The 24,188-nt window shown below is 59.5% G+C and carries 20 protein-coding genes; 6 read left to right on the plus strand and 14 right to left on the minus strand.

Features of this window, described 5'->3' with window-relative positions; translation table 11 throughout:
* Positions 1-221: 221 nt before the first annotated feature.
* Together BM222_RS08245 and BM222_RS08250 are read right to left on the minus strand one after the other, a co-directional pair.
* Entirely contained in the window at positions 222-1,751 is a 1,530-nt protein-coding gene (locus tag BM222_RS08245; RefSeq protein WP_092227798.1) for a hypothetical protein, read from the minus strand.
* Between the two features lie 28 nt (positions 1,752-1,779).
* On the minus strand, positions 1,780-3,228 hold the full coding sequence (locus BM222_RS08250; protein ID WP_092227799.1) for a UbiA family prenyltransferase: 1,449 nt from the start codon (positions 3,226-3,228) through the stop codon (positions 1,780-1,782).
* A gap of 200 nt (positions 3,229-3,428) precedes the next feature.
* On the opposite strand from BM222_RS08250, the gene BM222_RS08255 reads away from it, so the two are divergent.
* Entirely contained in the window at positions 3,429-4,757 is a 1,329-nt protein-coding gene (locus BM222_RS08255) for a hypothetical protein (RefSeq protein ID WP_092227800.1), read from the plus strand.
* A gap of 25 nt (positions 4,758-4,782) precedes the next feature.
* Here BM222_RS08255 and BM222_RS08260 read toward each other — a convergent pair whose 3' ends face one another.
* On the minus strand, positions 4,783-5,355 hold the full coding sequence (locus tag BM222_RS08260) for a WcaF family extracellular polysaccharide biosynthesis acetyltransferase (RefSeq protein ID WP_092227801.1): 573 nt from the start codon (positions 5,353-5,355) through the stop codon (positions 4,783-4,785).
* A 223-nt stretch (positions 5,356-5,578) separates the two neighbouring features.
* Here BM222_RS08260 and BM222_RS08265 point away from each other — a divergent pair, with 223 nt between their 5' ends.
* Together BM222_RS08265 and BM222_RS08270 are read left to right on the plus strand one after the other, a co-directional pair.
* Positions 5,579-6,829, plus strand: a complete 1,251-nt coding sequence (locus BM222_RS08265) for a WcaI family glycosyltransferase (protein WP_092227802.1) — start codon at positions 5,579-5,581, stop codon at positions 6,827-6,829.
* Complete coding sequence (locus BM222_RS08270; protein WP_092227803.1) at positions 6,822-8,018, plus strand: glycosyltransferase family 4 protein; 1,197 nt, start codon at positions 6,822-6,824, stop codon at positions 8,016-8,018. Before BM222_RS08265 ends, BM222_RS08270 begins: the two co-directional genes overlap by 8 nt.
* Before the next feature lie 5 nt (positions 8,019-8,023).
* Here the strand turns inward: BM222_RS08270 and BM222_RS08275 are convergent, their stop codons facing one another.
* On the minus strand, positions 8,024-9,181 hold the full coding sequence (locus tag BM222_RS08275) for a glycosyltransferase family 4 protein (protein WP_092227804.1): 1,158 nt from the start codon (positions 9,179-9,181) through the stop codon (positions 8,024-8,026).
* On the opposite strand from BM222_RS08275, the gene BM222_RS08280 reads away from it, so the two are divergent.
* Together BM222_RS08280 and BM222_RS08285 are read left to right on the plus strand one after the other, a co-directional pair.
* Positions 9,171-10,568, plus strand: a complete 1,398-nt coding sequence (locus BM222_RS08280; protein WP_143105914.1) for an endo-1,3-alpha-glucanase family glycosylhydrolase — start codon at positions 9,171-9,173, stop codon at positions 10,566-10,568. The genes BM222_RS08275 and BM222_RS08280 overlap by 11 nt on opposite strands.
* Before the next feature lie 235 nt (positions 10,569-10,803).
* Positions 10,804-11,973 (plus strand): O-antigen polymerase, encoded by a 1,170-nt coding sequence (locus BM222_RS08285; RefSeq protein WP_143105915.1) that lies wholly within the window; start codon positions 10,804-10,806, stop codon positions 11,971-11,973.
* A 21-nt stretch (positions 11,974-11,994) separates the two neighbouring features.
* On the opposite strand, the gene BM222_RS08290 is transcribed toward BM222_RS08285, so the two are convergent.
* From BM222_RS08290 to BM222_RS08315, 6 genes are all read right to left on the minus strand, one after another.
* Positions 11,995-12,669, minus strand: a complete 675-nt coding sequence (locus BM222_RS08290) for a hypothetical protein (RefSeq protein ID WP_143105916.1) — start codon at positions 12,667-12,669, stop codon at positions 11,995-11,997.
* Positions 12,670-12,740: 71 nt separating this feature from the next.
* The gene (locus BM222_RS08295; protein ID WP_244547046.1) at positions 12,741-14,972 is read right to left on the minus strand and encodes an AAA family ATPase; all 2,232 of its coding nucleotides are present in this window, start codon (positions 14,970-14,972) and stop codon (positions 12,741-12,743) included.
* A gap of 170 nt (positions 14,973-15,142) precedes the next feature.
* Positions 15,143-15,766, minus strand: coding sequence for a hypothetical protein (locus BM222_RS40925; RefSeq protein WP_177243079.1), 624 nt, complete (start codon positions 15,764-15,766; stop codon positions 15,143-15,145).
* Positions 15,767-15,857: 91 nt separating this feature from the next.
* A complete protein-coding gene (locus tag BM222_RS08305; protein WP_177243080.1) occupies positions 15,858-16,964 on the minus strand; it encodes an O-antigen ligase family protein in 1,107 nt (368 codons plus the stop codon).
* A gap of 373 nt (positions 16,965-17,337) precedes the next feature.
* Positions 17,338-18,483: a polysaccharide biosynthesis/export family protein gene (locus BM222_RS08310; protein ID WP_092227965.1), complete on the minus strand. Its 1,146-nt coding sequence runs from the start codon at positions 18,481-18,483 to the stop codon at positions 17,338-17,340.
* Between the two features lie 265 nt (positions 18,484-18,748).
* A complete protein-coding gene (locus BM222_RS08315; RefSeq protein WP_092227810.1) occupies positions 18,749-19,465 on the minus strand; it encodes a metallophosphoesterase family protein in 717 nt (238 codons plus the stop codon).
* 403 nt (positions 19,466-19,868) lie between these two features.
* Here BM222_RS08315 and BM222_RS08320 point away from each other — a divergent pair, with 403 nt between their 5' ends.
* Entirely contained in the window at positions 19,869-20,486 is a 618-nt protein-coding gene (locus BM222_RS08320) for a transglutaminase-like cysteine peptidase (protein ID WP_092227811.1), read from the plus strand.
* Between the two features lie 966 nt (positions 20,487-21,452).
* Here BM222_RS08320 and BM222_RS08325 read toward each other — a convergent pair.
* The 4 genes from BM222_RS08325 to rfbC all read right to left on the minus strand — a co-directional run bounded on the left by BM222_RS08325 (position 21,453) and on the right by rfbC (position 24,165).
* Positions 21,453-21,713 carry a hypothetical protein gene (locus BM222_RS08325; RefSeq protein ID WP_092227812.1) on the minus strand — a complete coding sequence of 87 codons (261 nt, stop codon included), beginning with the start codon at positions 21,711-21,713 and terminating at the stop codon, positions 21,453-21,455.
* A 455-nt stretch (positions 21,714-22,168) separates the two neighbouring features.
* Positions 22,169-22,414 carry a hypothetical protein gene (locus BM222_RS08330; protein ID WP_092227813.1) on the minus strand — a complete coding sequence of 82 codons (246 nt, stop codon included), beginning with the start codon at positions 22,412-22,414 and terminating at the stop codon, positions 22,169-22,171.
* A gap of 306 nt (positions 22,415-22,720) precedes the next feature.
* Positions 22,721-23,611: a dTDP-4-dehydrorhamnose reductase gene (gene rfbD / locus BM222_RS08340; RefSeq protein WP_092227815.1), complete on the minus strand. Its 891-nt coding sequence runs from the start codon at positions 23,609-23,611 to the stop codon at positions 22,721-22,723.
* Positions 23,611-24,165 (minus strand): dTDP-4-dehydrorhamnose 3,5-epimerase, encoded by a 555-nt coding sequence (rfbC, locus tag BM222_RS08345; protein ID WP_092227816.1) that lies wholly within the window; start codon positions 24,163-24,165, stop codon positions 23,611-23,613. The genes rfbD and rfbC overlap by 1 nt, the downstream gene beginning before the upstream one ends.
* Between the last annotated feature and the right edge of the window lie 23 nt (positions 24,166-24,188).

Consider the following 24,188-nt stretch of genomic DNA (forward strand, 5'->3'; position numbering starts at 1 on the left):
AAGTGATCCGCGAGCAAATCGAAGCAAATTAGTACCCGCAACAACCGGAAAGCCTCTTTGCCGCCTCTCTCGTTGGTCATCCGCCGGCGTACCCGCTGCTATGAGGCTGGCACGGATCACGACCGCAAGCGTGGGTGCCAGCGATCAGGACAAAGATCAAGGCCGGAGCCGCGTGGAGTATCGCGGGGTGGCTACCTCACCCGGCCTCGTTCCCTGCTGTGCTATTTACGGAGGCGGTAGATCACCTCAGGTCCGCTCGAACCAGCCGCCTGCTCGACTTCGCTGACGACCTCCGGGTGCTTTTCATTCCAGTAGATATGCGTCGCGCCGTGCGCACGAGCGTACTCGAGTTCCGACTTCGCGTCAGGCCCCCGGATCAGAAGCGGCCAGATGTCCGGATTGATCAATCCTCCGAGGTCAATAATGTAGCAATGCGTGAAATAGGCGGAGATCCCGAGCGGCTCAGCCGCGAGGCGGCAATTTCCGTTCGTCTGTTCGTCGAGCGCCCGGAACAGCCCGACGACCCTCTCGTCCCGCGTGGTGGGGACATCAAAATATCTCACTCCGGCGAGGTGCGTCACCACCAATACGAACAGCGACACTCCCACGCCAAGGATCGGCCAAGCCCGCTCGTTCGAATGGGGCATTCGTTCAGAAAGCACTACGGTCGCGGCCACGATAAACGACGGCAGCGCGACGATCAGGTAGCGCTGGAAGATAAGCGGCTGAAACAGGACATAGATTGCCAGATTCAATGAACAGAAGGTGACAAGAAACGACACCAGCGACATCGTACTGGCGCTGATGCGCGACCTCAGAGCCGCGAAATAGACGCCGATTAGAGCAACAAGAGGGAGCAGGCAGGAAGCAAGCACCACGGGGTGCTCAACAAAATTGCCGTAGATGATTTTCGGAATATAGCCGAGACGCGCCGGATAAGGCGTGGCAAGATACTCTGCTACGCTGGTGCCGATGACCGTAGGCAGATAAAGATAGAGCCGCCCCGCACCACTGGTTGGCAATGCTCCTCCGGTCTTCACAAACAGAAACACCTGCCACGGCGCGATGACCACCGCAAAAATAGCGCCGATAACCACAAGTTCGCCGACCAATTGGCGCAGAGAGATGCGCAACGTCAGGCGAGCCACGCAATAAGCCGGCAACACCAATACGCCTTCGACACGTGTCAGGAAGAGCAACCCGGCAACGACACCGACCGCAATGAGGCTCACCGAACGCTCGCTGATCACGAGACAGAAGATGATGAACAGCAGCATGAAGAGCGGCGTCTCCATGGCCGAGATCGCGTAATAGAATCCGTTGAAGGCAATGCCGGCGAAAATCCCGATCGCGAGCACGCTCCGGCCAGCCGGAACCGCGAAGCGCCGAAATAAACTGTCGAGCGCCATCATCACGCCGGCAAAGAGGGCCATTCCCAGCCCCTGAACAGCGAGCGGGAGATAGCTTTTCGGTATCAGCGCCGCGCAGATCGCGCACAGCACCGTCCACAGCGGGCTGGACGTCGCAAACGTGAGCTCTGGCGGATTGATCGCCCACGAAAAATGGTCAGCGATATTGCGTGCATAGGCCAGGAAGATATATCCATCTGCCAGGAAGAATACGCGAGAGCGCGCGAGATAAAGCGCGCCCAGCACAATGACGATTGCCGCACCGAAGAATCCGGCGCGGCGCCGATCGAATACGCCCCCCGCCCCTACCGTGCGGACGGTTGTTGAATGCATGATCGTCATACCCTTCCAGATGCTCTGTATTGCATGTCTATGCCCCACCCACATGCAGAACGGCGATCGCGAATGTAATCGCCATCAATCCGGCAAGCGCCAGGCTTGGCTTGTCCTTCAACGCGAAGGCCACCGGGTCGTCCCGCAGTTGGCCGCGCTGGCACAAGAGCCAGACGCGGCCAAGAAAGAGAAAGAGAATCGCGGGCACTGCCCATAGCGCGGCCGGATTGCCATAGAACCCGCGAGGAAACGCGTCTTCGATGAGATACAGAATCAGAATGAGGACCGCGCCGAGCATGGCCGCAACACCGATCGCGAGCATCAGAGGTGCATCCTGAGCGACATAGCCGCGCCCGTGCATGGACGTCAGCCCGTTCGCGCCCATGCGCAGCACCTCGGTATGCCTCTTGGCCATCGACAGCGACATGAACACGAACATCGAGAACACGAGCAACCAAGGGGAAAGCCTGACCTGGGTCAGCACGATGCCGAAGCCCAGACGGAAGGTGAACAGCGCGGCAAGGACCAGCACGTCGAGCACGGGAATGCGCTTCAGCAGGAACGAGTAGGCCGTCGTCATCGCGACATAAAGCCCGAGCAGGGCAAGGACCAGCGTTCCTGCGGAGATCGCGATGGCTGTGGCGGCGACAAGTCCCACGATCGCCAACAGCGTACCCTGGGCAATGGAAAGCTCTCCGCTTGCGAGCGGACGCGACTTCTTCGACCAGTGACGCCGATCGCTCGGAAGATCGAGAAGATCGTTGAGGATATATGTCGCGGATGCCGCCAATCCGAGCGCCAGGAAACCGAGCAGAGCGGCAATCCAGGCATTGATATCGCTCCCCCTGCCGCCCAGCACCAGAGGAATGAAGATCAACAGATTCTTGGCCCATTGATGAAGCCGCAATGTCCGCCGCACCGTGTCGAGGCCGATCCGTTGCCGCGGAAACTCGGCAAGGGGGGTACCAAGGCGTCGAACTCGTTGCGCCAGTCCTTCCGGGACGCTCACCAGAATGCTGTGCCTGCTTGTTTCCCAAACCTGATAGTCGGGTTCGGAGTTGCCGGCATAGATGAAACCTTCCGGAAAGGCCTGGCGCAACCGGTCGGCCTTCGCACGTCCTTTCAGATTGCTGGAGCCATCAGATGCGATCACTTCCGTAATAAATGGAAAGCGGCGCGCGATTGCGTCGGCCACAGCGCGATCCGCCGCTGTCGCAAGCACGATCCGGCGTCCGACCGCAGCTTGCTTCTCGAGGTAGGATAGGAAGTCCTCATGTACCGGCCACGCGTCCGCATCGATCACCTGTCCGCGGGCAAGGAAGTCCTTGACCGCAGCCCGTCCGATGGCAAGCCTGTAAGGAAGCTCCCACAGCGCAAGCGGATTCGACCTCAGCAAATCAAGAAGGGTCTCGTGCAGAGAATCCGTCCTAAGAAGCGTCCCGTCGAGGTCGATCACCAGAGGGAGGTCGCCATGGTCATCTCGCATGCATCACCCGAGGCGCGGCGCGACTAGAGAAGTACGCATTGATTTCTGGTTAACCTTCAGTTTTGCCCTATCGAGACGATCCCAAAATGGGCAAAAGGCGTTGCCCAAGCGGCTAGGTCCGTAGTCTATCAAATCCGGACTTAGGATTTCTGAACTTTGGGACGTTAGGATTAAGTTCGTAGGAACTCTGAGCCCACGCGATGACGACCGCCACTCTCAACTTTCTCGCCGTCAGGCGCCGGATCCGCAGCGCTTTTGCGGCTTTTCTGTTTGCCCGGGTGGTCAGGGTCGCAGAGCAACTCGTTCTCGTTCCTCTTTTTCTGGCGAGCTGGGGCGCGCGGTCTTACGGCGAATGGCTTGCGCTGGCAGCGTTGGCCGGCTTTGCAGCCCTTGCCAATCTCGGCGTCGGACAGGCGGCGGCGTCGGAAGCGATCCTGCAGGCGGCCCAAGGGGACTCCGAAAGGGCCTCCCGCACCATCGTCACGGCCCTCGTAACCCTCACAGGCAGCGTCATGATCGGCATCGCCGTTCTGGCCCTGGTGCTGATGGTTGTCGATTTGCGGAGCCTCGCCGGTCTCGCACTGGACGACATGCCCGCCCCGAAATTGCTCGTTCTCATGCTCGGAGGCGCTACGCTCATCACGTTCCTGAGCGAGCCGCTAGCCGGCGCCCTCTCGGCGGCGCAAGGAGCCGCCCTCCCCAATACCCTGACCGCGCTCTCCAAGACCCTCGAGCTGGTCGGTATCGGTGTCGCTCTCGCGGCCGGCGCAGGCCCAATGAGCATTGCCGCAATCATCCTTGGCGGAGCCGTGTTGAACATGATTCTATATCTGATCGTCACCGATCAGAATGCGGCCTGGCTAACGCTGTCGCCTGCAAACTTCGATTTTTTCATTCTCAGGCGGATATGCAGGCCCGCCGCGGGCTTTTTCGTGATCTTCGTCTGCATCAACATCATCGGCGTATACCTGCCGCGCCTCCTGATCTCCCACAGCCTCGGGCCGATCGCACTCGCGACCTTCGGCGTGCTGGCAACCTATGCGAAGACCGCGCGCAACCTCGCCACCATGACCTCGCAGGCGACCCAGGTCGAGATCGGGCGCTTGTGGGCAGGCGGCGACGTCGGGAGCGCCCGGCAGCTCATTCACCGGATGCTGCGGAATGCCCTTTTGATCGCGACGGCCCTCCTGGTGGCGGAGCTGTTGCTTGCACCGATCGTCATTCCGCGCTGGACGAGCGGCCACATTGCGATTGATTGGGAGCTTATGTTCGCGCTCGCATCCGTGGCTCTGGTCGGATGTTACTTCGACGGGACGCTGCTTGCAGCCAGCGCGCTCAACCGGGTCGAGCTCATCTCGTTTGGTTACGCCACGGGATTAGCGCTCGGCATGATCGCCGCAATCCAGCTCCTGCCGCTGACAGGGAGCCTGGTCGTGATCGGGATCTGTCTGCTGCTTCCGGAGATCGGCGGTGCGATCGCCGGGCACAGCACATTGGCGAGACTGACCTCTCGGACGACGTCCGGATAAGGCCGCTTCCTGGCAGCGCAGCGCACTACTCCTCACTTGCCGGCCCACGTGAGCCGATCACGGACGCGGGATGACCGCCGACGATCGTCAGCGGCGCGACGTCTCTCATCACTACGGCGCGCGCCTGTACGACGGCACCACGACCAATCCTGACTCCGGGTGCTAAGAAACACTCGGCGGCAATCCAGGCCTCGGGCTCGATGACGATCGGGCGTGCAAAGATATCGAAATTCGCTTTGTTGTGGTCATGAGACCCCGTGCAGACGTAGGTTCCTTGCGATACGACCACATCGTGGCCGATCTCGATCTCGCCCAGGCTGTAGAGATTTACGTCGTCTCCGATCCACGAATTTGCGCCGATCGAAACTTTCCAGGGGTAGACAATCCGCACGGAAGGCCGGATCAACACGCCTGGTCCCACCTTGGCTCCGAACAGCCGCAGGATAAAGCGACGCCACGCAAAGAAAATCTGCGGCGTGGGCCGAACAAGGAGAGCCTCGGCTATCCACCACAACTGCACAAAAAACGCCGATCGGCCGCGAAAGCCCGGAGGATTGGTAAAACTGGACAGATCCTGCACCCGGGCTTTATCGGGCATCTTCAAAACGCTCTGGCTGGCACCGCTGGCACCCTTAAATACCGTTCATGATGTTCTGAAACGATTGTTTCGTTAATACAACCCGATGTCTAAAGATGCGATTTATGCCAGCCGCTTAGCCAGCGGTCGGGGGATGACGCCAAGTTGAGCAACCCTGGCCCGGCCGCACGGTCGGGCGCAAACGGTTTTTCAGCGGATTTCGATCCGGGGACTCGTTCTTTTCATGAAAATTCTGGCTTATGGCCTCAACTACGCTCCCGAGCTGACCGGAATCGGAAAATACTCCAGCGAATTGTGCGAGTGGCTGGCCGGGCGCGGTCATACTATCGAAGTCGTGACCGCCCATCCCTATTATCCTACCTGGAAGCTCGCCAAAGGTTACGATAACCGCTCCTATCAGCATGAGGTTCGGAACCGAGTTAACGTCCATCACTGCCCTATTCACCTGCCCCGTAGCCTGCCAACAGGCAAGAGCGGCAGAATTCTGAGCCATGCATCCTTTGCAGCCTCAAGCATTCCCAAGTTGTTGAGCTCCGCTCACCGGCTGAAACCCGACATCCTGTTTGCTGTCACCCCATCGTTCCTGATTGCTCCCGCCGCGCTTGCGGTCGCACGCATCGCCGGCACCGCGAGCTGGCTGCATGTCCAGGACTTCGAGCTGGATGCGGCCTTCGAGCTTGGCATGCTGGAGGGCAACGCGCTTCGGCGGACCGCGATGTCCATGGAGTCCATGATCCTTCGCCGCTTCGACCGCGTCTCCACTATTTCGCCACGCATGATGGACCGGCTGCGGGACAAAGGCGTAACGCCGCAAAAGAGTGTCGAATTTCGCAATTGGGTCGACACGGACTTCATCAAACCCGCTGATCGGATGACAGATCTCCGCGCACAACTCGGTCTAACCGATCGGCACGTCATCGCCCTCTATTCGGGCAGCATCGCAGCAAAGCAAGGCATCGAGAGCCTTGCGGAAGCCGCCGTCGAGCTGAAGGACAGAGCTCCAGACATCGTATTCGTGTTCTGCGGCGGCGGCGCGCTGCTCAATCATCTCGTCGAGCTAGCCTCCGCTCTTCCCAATGTCCGGTTTCTCGACCTCCAACCCAACGAGCGAATGCCCGAGCTTCTCGCGACGGCTGACATTCACCTGATTCCACAACGTGCTCAGGTCGCGGACCTGATGTTGCCATCGAAGCTCGCACCGATTCTTGCCTCTGGCCGGCCGGCCGTCGCCATGGCGGAGGCCGGCACGCAGCTTGCCAGCGAGATCGAGGGCGCGGGTATTGCCGTCTCGCCATCCAATCCGCAATCCTTGTCTAACGCGATCCTGCGCCTCGCGGGAGACGACCAGATGCGTACGCAGATGGGTAAACAAGGCCGCGTCTTCGCGAGCGAACGGTGGCGCAAGGAATCCATCCTCAGTTCGCTGGAGACGCGGTTCGACGAATTGATCAGCTCGAGGCACTGTCATGACTGATGCCGCCGATCCAACGGTGAATATCGCCGTCTGCGGAGACTTCAAGCAACTTCAGCTCGTTCCAGAGCTAAACAAAGTGGCGCATCTGCAGCGCGTCTATTATGCATCCCGGCTCTCGAACGACGCCACCAAATTGCAGATCAGGCCGTCTCAGGCGCGGAATCTATTTCTGAAGGAATATCTGCTCCAGTTTCACGCGCGTTATCTCAATCATGCCTTTGCCGACACGATCTACCCGCTCTATGACAGGCTGTGGCGCGCCTCAGCACATCTCGCATGGCAACCCTGCGGCGTGCTGCACGTCGTCACCCAGGGCAAAGCGCTAGGCCTAGTGCAACGCGCAAAGTCTGAGGGCTCGGCAATCCTCGGCCACCCAATTGTCTGTCATCCTGATTTCTTCGAGCGAGAAATGCGTCTCGAGCTCGACCGACTGTCACTTTCGCCAGCCTCCTTCCTCGCCGACATCGCTGAAACGCGTGCTGAAATTGGTCTTTGCGATCGCATCTACTGCCTATCGGGGCTCGTCCGCGACAGTTTCGTGGCCGCCGGATTTCCCGGCGAATCCATCGACATCATCCAGCTCCCGACGGACCTCGAAACATTTGCTCCCGCATCGGAAAGAAACGAGGACGGGCCTTTCCGCGTTCTCTGCGTTGCAGAACTCAATCCGATCAAGGGACACGTCTACCTTCTCGAGGCTTGGAAGGCGCTAAGGCTGCAGAACGCCGAACTGGTCTTCGCTGGTACGATCAGGCAGGAGATGAGAGCAGTTCTGAAACCTTACGAGGGGCTTTTCAGATATCTCGGCCCTCTTGCCCGCCGCGAGCTCGTCCGCCTGTACCAGGACAGTTCTCTGCTGGTGCTACCATCAGTTCAAGACGGGTTCGGATTTGTGGTCACCGAGGCAATCGCCTGCGGTTTGCCGGCCATCGTCACAGATCATGTCGGCGCACGTGACGTGATAGAACCTGGCACGAACGGTTACGTCGTACCGGTTCGGTCCGCCGAGGCGATCGCAGAGACGATCCGGAAGGTCTATGCTTCGCGTGAGCTCCAACGAAGCTTGCGACGAGGCGCCATCGCGAGCCGCGCGCAGGTTCCGAACATTGCAAGTACTGCCCGGCAGATCGCCGCAGCTTATCGCCGAACTTATGACGGCCGGCGACTTGAGCAGGCCAAACAACCGTAGACGTCCTAGGGAGCGACACCGCCGCTTATGGCATCAAGCAGCGCTTGATAGCCTATTTCGGCGCGCTGTCGGCATTCAGCGAACCTACGGCGCGAGGCAGATTTCGCGGCATTGAGTGTGGCCCGATCTTCGCTCCACGACGCGATCTGAGCGCAAGCCGCCGGGATGAAATCGATCGAGGGATCTATGAGGACGCCGCAATCGGGAGTCACATCTTCGCTGAGACAACCGCGCGCGAACACCACAACCGCAACCCCCGCCGACATGGCTTCGAAGATCGCGTTCGGCTGCGCTTCGTTGCGATAACTCGTTGGAAAGACAAAGACGTCAAGCCCGGATAAAAAGCGATCCTTATCAGCTCCGTAGAGCGGGCCGAGATAGTTGAGCCGCTCCCCGAGTTCAGCCCGCGCAGCTTCGATGGCAACAGCATCCTCCGGATGTTCGGCCGGACCAGCAAGGATACCTTGGACCGACACTCCTCGAGCAGCACAAGCTCGCAAGAGATCCAGAAATACATGGAGCCCCTTGTCGCGCGTCAAATTGCCAAGCAAGCCGAGCCGCAAGACATCCCGAGCTTCGGCCGGCGTATCAACGATAGCTGACAGGTGAACAGCATTGGACGAGATGAGCCCTTTCCAGGAGCCGGCATAATTCTGTCGAAAGCGTCGCTCCATGACCTCGCACAGAAAGATGTGGGTGGCCTCCGATCCAGCGATTCGGACCATCGCCGTCATCAAGACTTGCCGACGGTCGACGGCGGAAAAACTGTGGTGATGGACGAAAATGGCTTGGCTTGAAATTCTCGCAAGAGAGGCGAGTAAAAGCGTATAGACCAATCCCAACCCGCCATCCGCGGGAAGGTAAACGCAAGGATGGAGGCGCCGAGCGTTGCGCATGATCCCAAACGCGGCCATGATGGCGGACAGAAACCGACGCCAATGATAGCTTGGAGACCGGGTCAGGGAACGCGACGATAAGTCGTAGCAGCGAACGTTGGCCAGCCCAGCGAGGTCGGAGGCAATCGACGCCGAAATCTTCGACAGCCCGTGGAGCGGCGGCGGAAACGCAGCAGCGACGACCACGTTGCGTTTTCCAAGGTTCACGTCCCGCTCGCCGCTGTGGCGCTCCTGTTTCTCGACATTTAGAGGATTCGTGCCAGGCACTCAAATCACCGACCTCGCCAGAATGGCAAACCGCGCTCTGCTGGGCTTGCTGGGCCGCCACATGGTTTCAACGCTTTTCGCGCTCGCGACGCTCGTAGGGACCCTTCAGGCGCATGAGCCGCCCTCCGTTCCCAGGATGGTGTTCGCCCACTACATGGTCTGCTGCCCTGTTCACGGACTTGCGGCGACGATCGAGGATTTCGCGCAGGAGATCGCTATCGCGCGGAGCTACGGCATCGATGGGTTTGCCTTGAACGTACCAGGCTGGAAGCAAGAGCCTCACTATCTCGAGATCAGCCGGCGAATATTCAGGGCTGCGGAGCGGAGTGGCTCGTCATTCAAATTGTTCATGTCCTTCGATGGGGCTCCTGTCGAAGACAGTGCAACGATGCTTGCCGAACTCTCTCAAAGCCCAGCCTATCTCCGCATTGACGATCGCCCGGTCGTCAGCACCTATTCGGGCTCGCCGGAATGGGGAGAGCGCCTGGTCCGGCGCCTTGCGGCGATGGGGCTGAAGCCCTTTCTCGTACCGAACTATCAGTACCCCTCTGAGCACTTCTGGGTGCACAATCATGGCCACCCAACGGCGGAATTCCTCGACGCCATGTATCGGGACCACCCCGAAGTCGATGGCTACTTCGTGTTCGGCCCCGACCTAGGCTATCCCAAACCGCCAGCAGACGGCGCGCTTGTTGCCAATCGCAGCAAGATTGCCGGCAAGATCTCGATGATCGGAATCATGCCCTATTATCGTGGCCTTCGCGGCAACTTTCGTGTGTTCGAAAGTGGAGGCTTGCAAGGCATGGCCGCACAGTGGGCTTCCGCGATCGAGGCCGGGGCCGACTGGATCGAAATTGTCACCTGGAACGATTGGGGAGAAGCCACCTATGTGGCCCCCTATGGAGGCAGCCGGCAACAGGACCTTTGGAACTATGGCTGGGGCCCTCTGCTCAGTCACGAGATGTTTTTGAAGGCTAGCCGCTACTACATCGATTGGTTCAAGTCCTCGCGGCCACCCGCGATCGAGCATCCGTCGATCTATTATTTTTACCGGCCACATTCGAAATCGGCGTACGGTATCGCATCTCCCGACACCGGTGAGCAGGGCCGGCCGAAGGGCTCCGAGGATCTGGTCGATGGAATCTACCTATCCGCCTTCTTGCCGCGCCCTCTCACCGTCGATCTCATAGGAGGAGAGCGCCACCAGTCGGTTTCACTTCCGGCTGGAGTTTGCCACCACCGCTTTGACTTGATGGAAGGAGCGCTCACGATCAAAGTCAGCGACCAGGGGCGGCAGATTGCTGAAAAGCAGCTCGAATTTCCGGTTACGAAGCTGGGGCAGATAGGAAACTTTAACTATTTCGCAGGCGAGGTTCCTCTACCATGACGGCAAACGAAGTATCGGAAAATGGGCGGCCGAGCCGTCTGTAATACTCACTATGATTGAAATTGCCCTCGCAATCCATATTGCCTTCTTCGTCGGCCTTGTCGTCAGCCTGAATGCGCGTGGCTATCTCAATATCTATTCCGGGCTTTTCCTATATCTGGCTTTTCACTTCATCGTCTTTGTGCAACGGCCTTTGATCGTCCACGTGTTCGATCTGCGATCAGAGTTCGAATTCATGAACTTCATGCCGACGGACGACATTTTTCTGAAGACCCTCTTTGTCTCGGACGTCGGCTTGCTGAGCTTCATTGGGGCCTATCTCATGGCACTGGGCTCAAAGCCGATACAGCCGACGTTCCAATACATCAGCCCGACGCAATCGGAATTGCGCGCTTTCCTGATTGCATTTCTTCTCTTGTCGCCACTCATTCTCTACTCGCTCTTTCTCGCCCTGACCATGCGCCAGACCTACGGCGTCACCGTGTTTCAGGAGTTGGGCGAGATCAACATGACGATAGATCCGGCAACGGGACAGAAGCTCTTCGCCGATACGACCGCGTATGTGGTAAACGCGCGCAATTTCGCGTTCCCGTTCGCAGGACTGTTGATTCAAATGACGCGGGGGCGCTGGTGGTCGTACGCCGCGATATTTCTCTGCGCACTTGTCGCGCTACAGCTCGGCGAACGATGGGAGATCGTCATTTCGACGCTGGTTGCCAGCATGATGACGCTTTACATTCATAGACGCCGCACATTCACTTCGGTCCACTATGCGGGCATGGTGATCGTGCTGGCCCTGTTCGTCATGATCGGCCAGAATCGCGACAGCTTGATCAAATTTCTGACGACGGGCGAGATCGAATTCAGCTTCGACATCGCGAAATCGTCGTTCGGGTCACACCCCGATTTTGCGAATTTCGACTTCCTCACGTTCATCCTCGCCAAGGTACCTTCCGTCAGCGGGACTTACTCCTATTTCACGCAATATCTCGGCATCTTCACCCAACCCATCCCGAGAATGATCTGGCCCGATAAGCCGGTGGGTTCGCCGGTTCAATGGGTCAACCTGGCCGCGTACGGAAATTTCGTCTCCCGCACCGCGTCGCTTGTCGGTGACGGCTGGATCAGCCTCGGCTATGCAGGTGTCGTCACCACACTCGGCCTGTGCGGCTGGTTCTTCGGCACAATCTTCCGCAAATTTTGCCAACCGGGAATCTCGATCTATTTCTATCTCGCTTATTTCTGGATGGTAGGGCTTCTGCTGCAATGGGCCCGCGACGGCGGTTACAAAATCCTCGATTTCTTCCTGTTCTGCATAGGCCCGCTCATGCTTGCCTACTTTATCGAGCGGATGTTCTGGGGACGGCCCGCGACGCTCTCTGACAAAGCTCAGCCCAGCGGCTAGACCAGCCGCAAGCATCGAAGCTCAGTAGAAGCGCTTCTCGGCCGGTTTGACGCCGGGGACAACGACATCGATTGTAGTGGCATCGGTCAGATAGCGCGCAAGTCGCTCGCGCTCTGCAATCGGCACTCGGCCGAGCCCAGCGAGCAGCTTCTCCCGCACGGGGGCACTCGCGCTCACCAGGCTGGCGGCTGCATCGACAATCAGTCCAGCGGCAACCATTCCGGCGAACTCTTCGACAACCCGTTCCCGCATACCGGCAGGCAATTCCGACATCACCGGGAGAGCAAGACGATTGCGCTTGATCGCCACCCAGCCCTCATTTGGACCCAGGTCGTAGGAAAGTTCGAGAAGCTTGAGCTGACTGGGAGAGAAACCTTCTGTCGTGAGCTGGCACCAGTAATAGATCAGCCAGAAGAAGGAATCGGCCGGATCGACCTCGAAAAGAGCCACGGCAGCAGATTTCAACGCGGCGAAGCGCTTGTCCAGCGACAGACGATCACCTTGCTCCAGCGCATCTTCGACAAGTCTCAACTCGAGTGTGGTGAGGCTACGCCGCACGGACGCCTTGGCAACGAATCCATCCGCCTCCGTCCTGGCGACTTCCGCCGCAATGTCTGCAGTTTGGAAACGCTGCCCCTGAAGGATCAGATCCGCCGTTGCCTCAATAGCACGGCCGCGCCAAACGACCGGGAACACCGCCACTCCCCAGCACACAGAGGCGAGCGCGAGGACAAGTGCAAGCGCTCTGACCAACCACGCCGGCACGGCTAACGCTCGTCACGGTAACGCGAATAGTACTTGTTGTGGTAGTAGCTGCCCTTGTAGGACTCATAGCGGCTCAACGTCGCGATGTTGGCCTTGTTGAGGATGACGCCGACCAGCTTTTCATGAACGTTTTTGGCGTCGGTCAACGCATGCGCAACGGCATCGACACGGGTGCGACCCCACTCCACGACGTAGAGATAGGAATCGATCAACCCAGCCGTCGTGCGCACGTCGACGACCGGCGCAATGGGCGACAGGTCGACGATAATGTAGTCGTACACAGACTTTAGTCGCTCGAACAGCATACCCATGGACGGCGACGACAGGATCTCGTTGGTGTGCGCGACCTTGCTATCGACCACCGACGGCAGGAAATCGAGCTTCGTGACGGGCTCCGTCCACACCACGTCGGACAATGTGTTGCTGCCTCGTGCGAGCTCAAGAAGGCCAATCGTTGCATGCGGAGCAAGCCGGCGCGTCAGCGACGGGTTGCGCAGATCAGCATCGATCAGAACTACGCGCGCTCCGCTCTGGGAAATCAATTCAGCGAGGGAGGCTGCGATCGTCGACTTTCCCTCATTGGGAAGCGTCGAGGTCACAGCCACCACTTTCTTCGGGCGATCGATGTTTGCAAGGTCCGAAGCAACCTTGATCGCACGGACCCCTTCGGTAAAGCGGGAGAAGGGCCCGTTGACAACTTCGGAGAACACCTCGGCATTGTGGTTGAGCACTCGCGAGGCGCCCGCGCCGCTTGGAACCGGAACCGAGGTGTCGGGGACCGCAGCCGGCTTCAGCAATGGCAGGATTCCAATGCAGTTTACGCCGAGCACAGACTCAACCTGATCGGTGGTGCGGAAAGAGCGGTCCGACAGATCGCGCAAACGTCCGACGAGGAAGCCGAGGCCGAGACCGAGGAAGCTTGCGACCAGCAGGGTCAATGTCCCTTTCGGCTTGCTCTTCGTCAGCGGCGGTGAAGCCGCGGTGATCACGCGAGCTTCGGTGATCGGGAACGATTGCTGCTGAACCGATTCCGTATAGCGCTGCAGAAAGTTGTTGTAGAGCGTCCGGTAGGTCTGCGCCGAACTCTCCAGATCTCGCAACGATACCTGCGCCTGGTCCGTCACCTGGCTATCGGACACAGCCTCGTTCAGACCGCGCTCCAGCGCCTGCTCGCGCTGCTTTGCGATCTCGTAGTCACTCTTGTAAGTCTGGGCGATGCGCTGCAATTCGTCACCGATAGAACGGCGCAGCTCCTGCATCTGGCTTCGCAACTGGATGGTCGCCTGATGTTGCGCACCATAACGCTCCGACCATTCGGCTTCTCGCGCCTTGAGCTCCAGATATTGCTGCCGAAGCTTGGTGATCACCTCGTTCTTCAACGTATCGGTGACGGTCGCATCCGGTTCGGCCTTGACGATGTCGTTGATGCGGTCAAGTCGTGCCTTGGCCTCCGCCGTCAATCCGCGGGACAGAATGAGCTGCGTATTGAGTTCACTCAATTGCTGCTCGTTCATCAGGCGGCCGCCGGTATTGACGAGGTTGTTCTTGGTGCGGAAGTCGACGACGGCCCGCTCAGCGGTCGAAGACTGCTTGCGAAGTTCGCCGATGCGGTCCTGAAGCCAGATACTGGCTCGCTGTGTCGCCTGGTACTTGGCGTTCAGCTGGTCGTTGATGTAGGCATCAGCCACGGCATTGGCGATCTGCGCCGCCTTGGCGGGATTATTCGAGGTAAAGGCAATCTCGATGATGTAAGTCAGCCCGACGCGCTTGACGCTCAGCCGATTGGCGAAGGCCTCCACTGCACGACGGTTCAGCCCGGTTTGCGATTGCGGCGCGTCCGACTCCAGCAGCCCCGAAACGGTGCTGACAAGGCCACCCAAAAGGCCACCGCCAGGTCCCACGAACTCGGGGTCGTCGGTCAGCCGCAATTGCTTGATGACAGCCGAGGCGATGTTCTCCGAGCGCAACACCTCAACCTGACTCTCGACCATGGACGAATCCACGGGACTGTCGCCGATCAGTTGTTGCTGAAATACGTTGTTCTTGCGTGTGTCGATGATCATCGTCGCCTGGGCCGTGAAGCTCGGCGGCGTGTTGATCAGATAAAGAACTCCACCGGCGAGGCACGCGAGCATCACCCCGAGGATGATCGTCGACTGCCGTCGGGCGAACGAAATCAGGTCAGCAACGCCATTGCTGCTCTGGCGCTGATGAAGCGTTTCGGGCTGAGTCAATTTAGATGCAGGATTGACATAGAGCATGAACTACCTGGCAAAAAGCCGAACCGCCTCGCGTCCGGTCTGGGGACAACGAGGCGACGATCCAATCTGTCTCAATCCGCGTGCACCTCGCCGCCGGAAACGGCAAGACGATATCTTCCCAATCCTACTTCTTCGATAACCGTCTACGGGCTAACCGACGTGTTCGGGTTGCTCGCACTTGCGACAGAAGCGCTGTAGGTAAAGTTTCCGGTATTCACGCCATTGCCGTTGATGCCCTCGACGGTGCCGCCGCCGCCGGCCGGGCCGCCTGCCGTCGTGGTCGCACCGCCAACACCGCCCGGTGAGGCACCCGCACCAGAGCCACCAGCGCCGATGCCGCTCGGGTCGTTTCCTGCGGATGTGGCATAGGCCAGCACAAGGACAGGGTCTTTGGTGTCGGCAATCGCCTGCTGAATATTGTTGGCGTAAGCTTGGTCCTTCGGCACGCATACACGCGCCGCCTGGGCCAAGCCCGAGCCGATCGCCTTCTTCTGATCATCGTTGGCGCCGTTCAGGAGGCCGAGGATCAAGGGCAAGGTCGCCGAATCGGTCGCCGCCAGATCGCGGACTTGAGAAATCAGCGCACCACCGCCATTCGGCGCGCCGCTGAGCAGCGAAGCGGGGTTACCAGTAAAGTTGGACACCTGGCTCGCGGGAAGCTGCTGATTGGCATCGTAGCAGGTCGCTGCAAAAGCAGTGGCATTCAGGCCGCTCATAGCGACGAGCACGGCTGCACCAACCGAAAGGCGCCGGCGGATCAACGACATGGCAACTCTCCAACCATTCCTGCACTGCAACTTAGCATGTTGGACGAACGGCCACCAAGGAATTATCGGCAGAAACGCCCTTGAGGGTTAATTAACCAATCGCCGCGTCCGGTCCAAGATTTCGCCCAATTCCCCGCTCATCGAGGTTGCGCGTGGCGAACGATTGGGCGGCACCGACGCCGATCAGCGCCATGGCGGGAAGGGCAAATCCCGGGATTTGAAGCGAAAAATCGATCATTGCATGGACCAGCGCCATAGCCGCTACGGTTAGCCCCGCCACCGGAAAAAGGGTATCGCGACGCCGCTGACGGATCCCACATGCTAGCAAAACAAGGACGGCGGACCACGCCGCTACGACAACAATGGCCAAAGGCAGACCGCCTTCGGCGGCAATCTCCAATATGACGTTGTGTGCACGGTCCCAGACCCCCCAGACACTCCCCGTCCGGTAAGCTGGGAACGCAAAGGGAAAGCCGCCGAGGCCGACCCCCAGCCAGGGGAAATCTGAAATCATCCGTAGGGTCGCGCGGTAGGTGTCCATACGGCCCTCGTCGACCAGCCCGTGCTCATTGAAGCGGCTCCCCGTGCTTCCCCCCAAGGTCTGGAGCACGATCAGCGCGATGAGCCCGCCCAAGACCAAAGCTGCAGCAGGACCGACCTTTCGGGGCAAGTCGCGCCAGAAATACAGCGTGAAGGCCAAGACCTGCCCCGCGAGGGCCAAAACCGTACCGGCTCGGGACGCCGTGAGCAAAGCCGCGATCAGGCAGAGAATTGGAGGCGCGCTCCGAACCAAGCCCCGAAAATGGAGAATTCCAGCGCCGGCCCGGAGCAGTGCAGAGGGAGTCACGCCCCCATGCGGAAGGCGCGGGCGCAACATCTGCCAAAACAACAATGCGCCGACGACACTGCACGTGCCGTAGTAGAGCGCAGCCGCGTTACGATTGACAAAGGGGGTCGTCAGCACGCCGCCATAGGCGAACTTGTCCCACCAAAACAACTTCGCAGGATTGATCAGGAATGACACGATCGCGAACAAGGCAAGGCCTGCACCAGACCAGGCGATGACCTCCAGGACCTGTTTCGCCCGGACACGATCCACGCCGACCAGGTAGCCCAACAGACCGGCTAAGAGGCCTGCGAGCGGCGCGCCGACAGCGAAGAACGGCTGCTCTCGAACGATTGAGACCGAGGGCGACAACGGCCGTGCGAGTAGGGCCGATGCCCTCGCCCAGAGCGGATGAGGTGGCAATCCGGTTAGGGCTGGTGGCAGAAGCTGTGCCAGCAGAACAGCCCCGTAGGCCGTCACCACGACGACCACCAGCCAGAAGCACGCTCGCTGACCCTGGCGAAGCGATGAGACCTCGCAGCAGGCAAGCCCTACCGCCAAGGTGATGCACCACAGCGCGATGGCGGAAGGAGTGGTTGACCCAACAAGGAGCGGTGCTCCGACGATCACAACAGACAGGATCACGGAGGATAACGATGAAGAGCCCGTCCGCATCGCCAAGGAACCCGCAAAAAGCGGTCGGAACTGTAAGCGCCGACCGCCGTCCGATACCACCGTGCTCAGATCAAGGTGTCGTCGCCGTAGCCGTCGTGGTGGATGAACCGCGGATCGCCCCCCTAAGCGTATAGGCGTTCGTTGCCGTCACGATCGGATCGTTCACGGTCGCGTTGACCAGGCGGATGAACTGCAGGATCTTCGCGGTCTCGACGGCAGTCGCGTTCGACGCATACAGGACGTCCTTGTTCCGGATCTGCATCTTGGTCGCCAGGAAGTATGTCGCGGGATCGCGCAGATTGACGACATACACGACCGGAATCAGCGGCGTTTCGAACTTGGTCACATCGACGCCGAGTTTCTCGGCCACGTCGCGGCTTTCGCCCCGGTAAACGAAGACCGATGCGGGATCGGCAAACGAATCGTTAAGGCCGCCGGCTTTGGCCAAGGCTTCAGCCAGCGAAATGCGCCAAGCCTCGAAGTTGAACTGCCCTTGCTGACCGGAAGCGCCGAAGGCCACGAAGGTCTGCGGCTCGCGATAGACGTAAATGGTGTCGTTGGCGTCGACATAACCGTTGTTGTTGGGCTCATAGACCAGAGCGCCAAACGGCACGGTCGTCCGCTGCCCGCCGCGCTCGAGCATGACCCACGTGTCGAAACCCTGCCCCTTCGGGCCGCCGGCGCGGGTAATGGCATCGAGGATCCGATCGCCAGCGGCGTTGAGTGGGAAGCGACTCGGATTGTTGACCTCGCCCAGAACGCTCACCAGCGAGGTCCTCTGATCGACCAGAGCAACGACGGCCTGGGGCTCGATCGCACGATTCTTCAAGCGGTCGACGATCGTCTGCTGGACCTCGCCTGGGGTCCGGCCCTTCGCCAGAACGGCGCCGGCAAACGGCACAGTGATATTTCCGGCAGTATCGACCGACTGGTTCGGCAAGGTAATGAAATTGCCAGGCCGGACACCCGCCTCTCGCGGAATGAACAAGCCGCCGGCGGCAGCTTCGAAAATGGTGACACTGACGACATCGCCGATGCCGAACTTGATCTCCCGTGGGGCGTGACGGCCAGTATTGCCGAACATCAGTCGAGGGGTTGCCTGCGACAACACGCCGATCGCCTCAGGCGTCAGCTTCACCAAGGCGTAAGGCAGGCTGTCAGCATCCTTCGGATTGCCGGATTTGATGTCACGGCTCGACGGACCACTGACGGGCATCTCGGAGCAGCCTGCAATAGCCAGCCCCATCAACGCCAATATCAACCAATTTCTACCACGGGCTCGTAGCATTGAGTCCCTTAACCCCTACTTTTGCGATTTTGTGCTTATCACGGATTATCCGGTTGGAAATATGAAACGGTCCTTCCGCACCCGAACCCACTGACGGATGTGGTATTTTCGCCACGCCGGAACCTCAAGCACGCCCGATTCAAAGCCAATACGGCTAAAGGAAATGCAGGCTCTGGCGCGGCTACAGTCAGAGCTAGACGAGGCGCAGCGTGTCCCCCTCAATGCGCAGGCACGTCAACATCCCCGTTGCATAGGCCCCCGTATCGATATTGATGCGGTTCTCCCGAAAATCGGGTTCGCGAACCGGTGTGTGGCCGTGGACGATCATCTTCTCGAACGGCGCGTCCCAGTCCAGAAACTCCTGCCGTATCCAGAGCAAATCTGTCTCGCGCTGGCGCTCGAGCGGTACCCCGGGCTTGACGCCCGCGTGGACGAAGAAAAAGTCGCCACAAGAGTAGAACGTCGGCAAGCCAACCAGAAAGTTCCGGTGTGCCGGCGGCAGGGCGGCTCCAAACGCGTTGGCTAGCGCCACCATTTCGTCGGGCTGTCGCGCCACCGGCACGAGACCGTAGGATATCAGCGTCTCCCGCCCCCCCAGACCCGACCACTCGCTAAAGCACCTGGGCGACCCGAGGAACCGGATGGCAAGCTCCTCGTGATTGCCCTTGAGGCAGACGATCTTCCGCCGGCCAGCCCGCTCGATCAGCATGTCGATCACTCGGCGCGTTGCCGGACCACGGTCGATCAGGTCTCCGAGATAGACTTCAACGGCCTGGACCGCCGCAGACCGGGCGCGATCAGCGTCAATCCGCGCGAACGTATCTTCCAGGAGGTCTGCGCAGCCATGGATATCGCCGATCGCATAGACGCGTGCGCCCTCTGGAAGACGCGGCCGCACAACATTCGTCATTGAGATCAGCCTTTTCAACTGCCCAGGCGCGCATCGCCCAAGGATCGCGGGTGCATCCGTTCGTGCCCGACGTCAGCTACGTCACGAATTCCGAGAATAGTCCTCAAAACATAATCATTCGGAAAGCATAATACGAGGTCGCTGCCGAGGCTCCAAACTCTTGGATCGTACCAAGCCACGACAAACGATCGACGGCTGATCCGTCGATCGCGGCTGGATGCTCAACCGAAGTCAGAATTGGCTCGATTGCCGCGCCCCCCGGCCTGCGATGGAGACGATGGTTATCGCCTCGTCAATCGCGCATCGCGCATTCAATTCAATTTGCCGCGCCAAGCTCAGCCTGACCGAAAATCTTTCCGGGTAGTGATCGATGCAACGAGGGACACTACAGGGGGTCAGTTCCATGCGTCGGATCATCAAGGCGGCTACCGCCATTGCAATGCTTGCGGGAAGCATGCTTGCACCGCAGGCGCACGCCGCGTTTGTCGGCTTGCCTGGCATGTTGCGAGGCCATTTGCAGAAGATCGCCCTGGGCGGTCCAACGCTCGCGCCATTCGGTCATACGCTCTTCTGCATGCAATATCCCGGCGATTGCACGGCGTCCCATAATCATTTTCGGCCGGGCCCGATCGCACTGGACGATTCACGCTGGAACGAATTGCGTGACATCAATCGCGAGGTCAATGGCGCCATTCGCTATGAGCACAATTACGAAGGCATCGTCGGCGAACGGTGGCTGATCGCGCCGAAGACCGGCGACTGCAACGATTACGCGGTGACCAAAAGACATGAGCTGATCGCGCGTGGGTGGCCGGCCCATGCCCTGCTGCTTGCAGAAGTCGTCACAACCTGGGGTGAGCACCACCTGGTTCTGGTGGTCCGCACGAAGAAGGGCGACCTCGTGGCGGACAGCATCGAACAGGATATCAGGCCCTGGACAAAGTCGCCTTATCAATGGGTCCGGATTCAGTCACCAAAGACGCCCACTTTCTGGGCCATGATTGGCAAGACGCAGGCTTAACCGAACAGCTCAAGTCTCCGGCCCTCGTGCGGCCCGCCTGGCAACCTGCCCTCCAAGTCGCATGTCGTTGCCTCGTCCCCGCTCCAATGGGAACTCATCGACACCGAGTGCTTGCCCGGGACGCGCGCTCGGTTGCTTGGGGAGCGAAAGAGTTACAGTTGCGCGCGGCGATGGGCCTTGTGCGATATAGCTCGTCACCTGTTTGGTGTCCTGGCACGTACAGCAAACGGCCGTGCTGCGACGAAATCCGGAGGTGACGCCGAGCGTTGCTGTGACGAGCTGAACTTGCTGACGCCAGCGGAGCCCAAGCCGCTCCTGGATGCAATGATCGCAGTAAGCGCGCCCGGCGCAGCGAACGAGGAACTCATTGATCCGTTCCGGAACAGTTCTGTCACTCATCGGGACGCCCCCTGATCGAATCCAAACCAGCGCAGTCGACTCAGCAAAGCTCGCGCCAATTCGCTTCATAACCTGATCGCAGCGACATGGTCGTGACACGCACCAAAGACCCGCGCCGCCAATACAACTAAAGATCGAGCCTCCGTTCTCGTCGGGCGCTCGCTTGAAATGCTTTCCGCACTCGAGAAATGACCAGCCACCAGATACTGGTTGCGTTTGCAGTCGACCTCGCAATCCACCGACACCCAAATGCGTCGTGATAATCCCCTTGTCAGCCAAATCTGTCTGTACGACTTTTCGTGAAGTTCAGCACATTAACTTCACGAGTGCGTCACCGCGCGGCGCATAGCACGACGAACCGCCGCATCAGGAGTGAACGGGTGTAAATATTGAATGTTGGAACTCAAGGTTGAGCTGAACGACGCCCTCCCGGGCGTGCCGTAGGTGCTCTGAAGCTGCTTCAAAATGTGCTCTGATTCCTTCTGCGGGCCACGCACTCATTACAACGCCCGCGCGCATCCCGCCGCGGGCGTCTTCAGGTACAACCTCTAAGTTTGGCTGTGAGGCTTAACGATATTCCGGCGGCACATATGCGGAATATGCATCCCAATACGCGTGCCCGCCGTAAGGGCCGTAGGCTCCGTATAGCGGATAACATGAATAAGCGTCCGGGCAGCGAAGAAAGCGGCGGGCGTGGCGCATCTTGATGTAGGTGCCATCACGGGGACGGAGCTCGACCGCCTTGTCGGCAGCGGATGCGGAGGGGATGGCCGCGCCCCAGACCAGGCCCGTCACGACCAGAGAAACGGCAACGAGCAATCGACGCATCCAAATCCCCATAGAACCTCATCCTCACAACAAGAGGATTGAATGATTAACGGGACTACGCGTCTCTGTATAGCTGGCCGCTGAGGTCGAGCCTTGAATTCACCTGCATTGTTGCCGCACTGCCGCAGCCAAAAGCGACGTGACCGCGACCGCCTTCAGGTAGCCAGGCGGATCAACTTTCGAATGCAGAACTCTACCACAAATTCAACGACTTAACTGAAGAACCGGCATTCTCTCACGTTCCGTCGCAGCGAGGATTTGCCCTCCTCTGCCTTCCTCCAGTTCTCAGGTCGAATAGACCTCGTCCGTAAAATAGAGGTGCTGGACCCCGGTCAAGGTGAGTACCTGACCGGTGTCGCCGAAGGTGATCGTGGTGGTCGATCCCGCAGCCACGATAGTCCCATCGGTCGATGCTCGCCCGTCGATAAAGGCCACGTTGCCGGCACCACTTCCGATCACCGTATCGTTGCCAGTGTGAAATGCGATCTCGCATGTCGTGTTGCCGTTGCTGCCGCCATGCCGGTGACGCGTGTGCCCCCAATCTCGGACTGCGGATCGAAAATCTGCACAGTCGCTTGCCCCGGCGTCACCAGGGAGGCGACGTTGAGCGAGTTGTAGAGAACATCCCCGTTTTCGATCACCTGTCCGGCGTTGTCGATCCCGGCCGGATAGGTGTCGATGTAAGTCTGGACTGACGACACGGTGCCGTCCGCACTGACGACAAAGGCGTGTGGAAGCGCAGCGACGACCGCAACGCCGGTAACATCGCCTGCATCGTTGATGCCGGTTAGGCTGTTTGCGTAGTTGCAATCCCATCGACGGTTGTGAGGATGCCGTTCTTCCAGATGAAGCCGTGAACGACCCCGCCTGAGTCCGTATAAGTGCCGACGAGTTGGCCCGAGTTGTTGAGCCTATTGACGCTGCTGTAGGGGGGCAGCAGTGGATCGAACGATACAAACGAATATCCCGAGTCGGGATCGAACGCCTTCACCTTCGCGCCCATGAAATCATTGAAAGGCGTCCAACTCAGACTGAAGTGCCTGCTCCCAGGGCTTGGGCACGATGCCATAGGCATCCTTGAGCCGCGTTAGATCCAATCGCGAGTTTGAAGGGCGCGTAGCCTTGGTCGGATAATCTGCGGTCGCAATCGGGGTCACGACTGCCGTCTTGAGAGCGACGCCGCGGGCGTGAAGCGAGTTGATGATCTCCGATGCGAAGCCGTGCCAGCTCGTCGATCCGGAATTGGTAAGATGCAGAAGCCCGCCTGCACGCGCAAAATGCCGCGGCAAATCTTCCGCGGGCTGCTGCTCCAGAATCTGCACCAGCGTAGTTGCGATGGTGGAGGCGGAAGTTGGGGTCCCGAACTGGTCGGCGACGACGCGCAGGGTGTCGCGCTCCTTTGCCAGCCTGATCATGGTGCGCATGAAGTTTGCGCCTTGCGCGGCGTATACCCATGCCGTGCGTATCACGAGATGTGAACCGCCGGCATTACGGACTTCGCGTTCACCCGCAAGCTTCGTTCGCCCGTATACCGACAAGGGGCCGGTTGGATCGTCCTCGCGCCAGGCATTGTTGCCGCCACCGGCAAATACATAGTCCGTCGAGAAATGGACGATCGGAACCCTATTTGAAGCGGCCCAACGCGCCATCGCCGCCGGCGCTTTTGCATTCACGAGAAGGGCGAGGGCCTCCTCGTCTTCAGCGCGATCGACAGCCGTGTAAGCCGCGGGATTGATGACGAGATCAGGCCTTACCTCATCGAGCTGAGCCTCGATCGAGTCCGGCTTGGACAGATCGAGATCCGCCCGTGTCGGCGCAATGACCGTGTGCTTGCGCTCCAAGAGCGGCAACAGCGCACCGCCGACCTGACCTCGCGTTCCCGTCAACAGGATGCGCATCAGATCTGTCCATAGATCGGAAGGTTTTTGACTTGCGACAGCAAGGGCGCCTCGGCGTCCTTTGCCGACAGCAAGGGATTGTCGACGCCCCAGGCGATACCGATGGAGGGGTCGTTCCAGCGGATCGAAACCTCGTCTTTCGGGCTGTAAACATCATCGCACTTGTAGAAGAAATCTGCCGTCTCCGAGAGGACCGCAAAGCCATGGGCAAAGCCGCGGGGGACCCACAATTGACGCCGGTTTTCCTCGCTCAATTCGACGGCAACGTGCCGCCCAAAATTGGGGCTGCCGACGCGGACGTCGACAGCAACGTCGAGCACGCGTCCGCGCATCGCGCTGACCAGCTTGCCCTGCGTGTTGGGATTTTGCAGATGAAGACCGCGAAGGACGCCTTGAGCGGAGCGGGACATGTTGTCCTGAATGAAAGGACGATGAATGCCCGCGTCCCGATAACGTTGAAACTGATAGGTTTCGAGGAAGAAACCGCGTTGATCGCCAAAAAGCTTCGGTTCGATAATCAGGACTTCCGGAAGATCAGTCGCAATAACATTCATTTTCAGCGCCTACACCCTTGGCG

The organism is Bradyrhizobium sp. Gha (assembly GCF_900113735.1).
In the GTDB taxonomy this organism is placed as follows: Bacteria; Pseudomonadota; Alphaproteobacteria; order Rhizobiales; family Xanthobacteraceae; genus Bradyrhizobium.

Bases quoted from the DNA above. Each gene is read 5' to 3' on its own strand.
- BM222_RS08315 (WP_092227810.1), bottom strand. From the start codon at position 19,465: ATGACGAATGTTGTGCGGCCGCGTCTTCCAGAGGGCGCACGCGTCTAT.
- BM222_RS08245 (WP_092227798.1), bottom strand. From the start codon at position 1,751: ATGACGATCATGCATTCAACAACCGTCCGCACGGTAGGGGCGGGGGGC.
- rfbC (WP_092227816.1), bottom strand. From the start codon at position 24,165: ATGAATGTTATTGCGACTGATCTTCCGGAAGTCCTGATTATCGAACCG.
- BM222_RS08320 (WP_092227811.1), top strand. From the start codon at position 19,869: ATGCGTCGGATCATCAAGGCGGCTACCGCCATTGCAATGCTTGCGGGA.
- BM222_RS08260 (WP_092227801.1), bottom strand. From the start codon at position 5,355: ATGCCCGATAAAGCCCGGGTGCAGGATCTGTCCAGTTTTACCAATCCT.
- BM222_RS08265 (WP_092227802.1), top strand. From the start codon at position 5,579: ATGAAAATTCTGGCTTATGGCCTCAACTACGCTCCCGAGCTGACCGGA.
- BM222_RS08270 (WP_092227803.1), top strand. From the start codon at position 6,822: ATGACTGATGCCGCCGATCCAACGGTGAATATCGCCGTCTGCGGAGAC.
- BM222_RS08285 (WP_143105915.1), top strand. From the start codon at position 10,804: ATGAACTTCATGCCGACGGACGACATTTTTCTGAAGACCCTCTTTGTC.
- BM222_RS08250 (WP_092227799.1), bottom strand. From the start codon at position 3,228: ATGCGAGATGACCATGGCGACCTCCCTCTGGTGATCGACCTCGACGGG.
- BM222_RS40925 (WP_177243079.1), bottom strand. From the start codon at position 15,766: ATGTCGTTGATCCGCCGGCGCCTTTCGGTTGGTGCAGCCGTGCTCGTC.
- BM222_RS08255 (WP_092227800.1), top strand. From the start codon at position 3,429: ATGACGACCGCCACTCTCAACTTTCTCGCCGTCAGGCGCCGGATCCGC.
- rfbD (WP_092227815.1), bottom strand. From the start codon at position 23,611: ATGCGCATCCTGTTGACGGGAACGCGAGGTCAGGTCGGCGGTGCGCTG.
- BM222_RS08310 (WP_092227965.1), bottom strand. From the start codon at position 18,483: ATGCCCGTCAGTGGTCCGTCGAGCCGTGACATCAAATCCGGCAATCCG.
- BM222_RS08325 (WP_092227812.1), bottom strand. From the start codon at position 21,713: ATGCGTCGATTGCTCGTTGCCGTTTCTCTGGTCGTGACGGGCCTGGTC.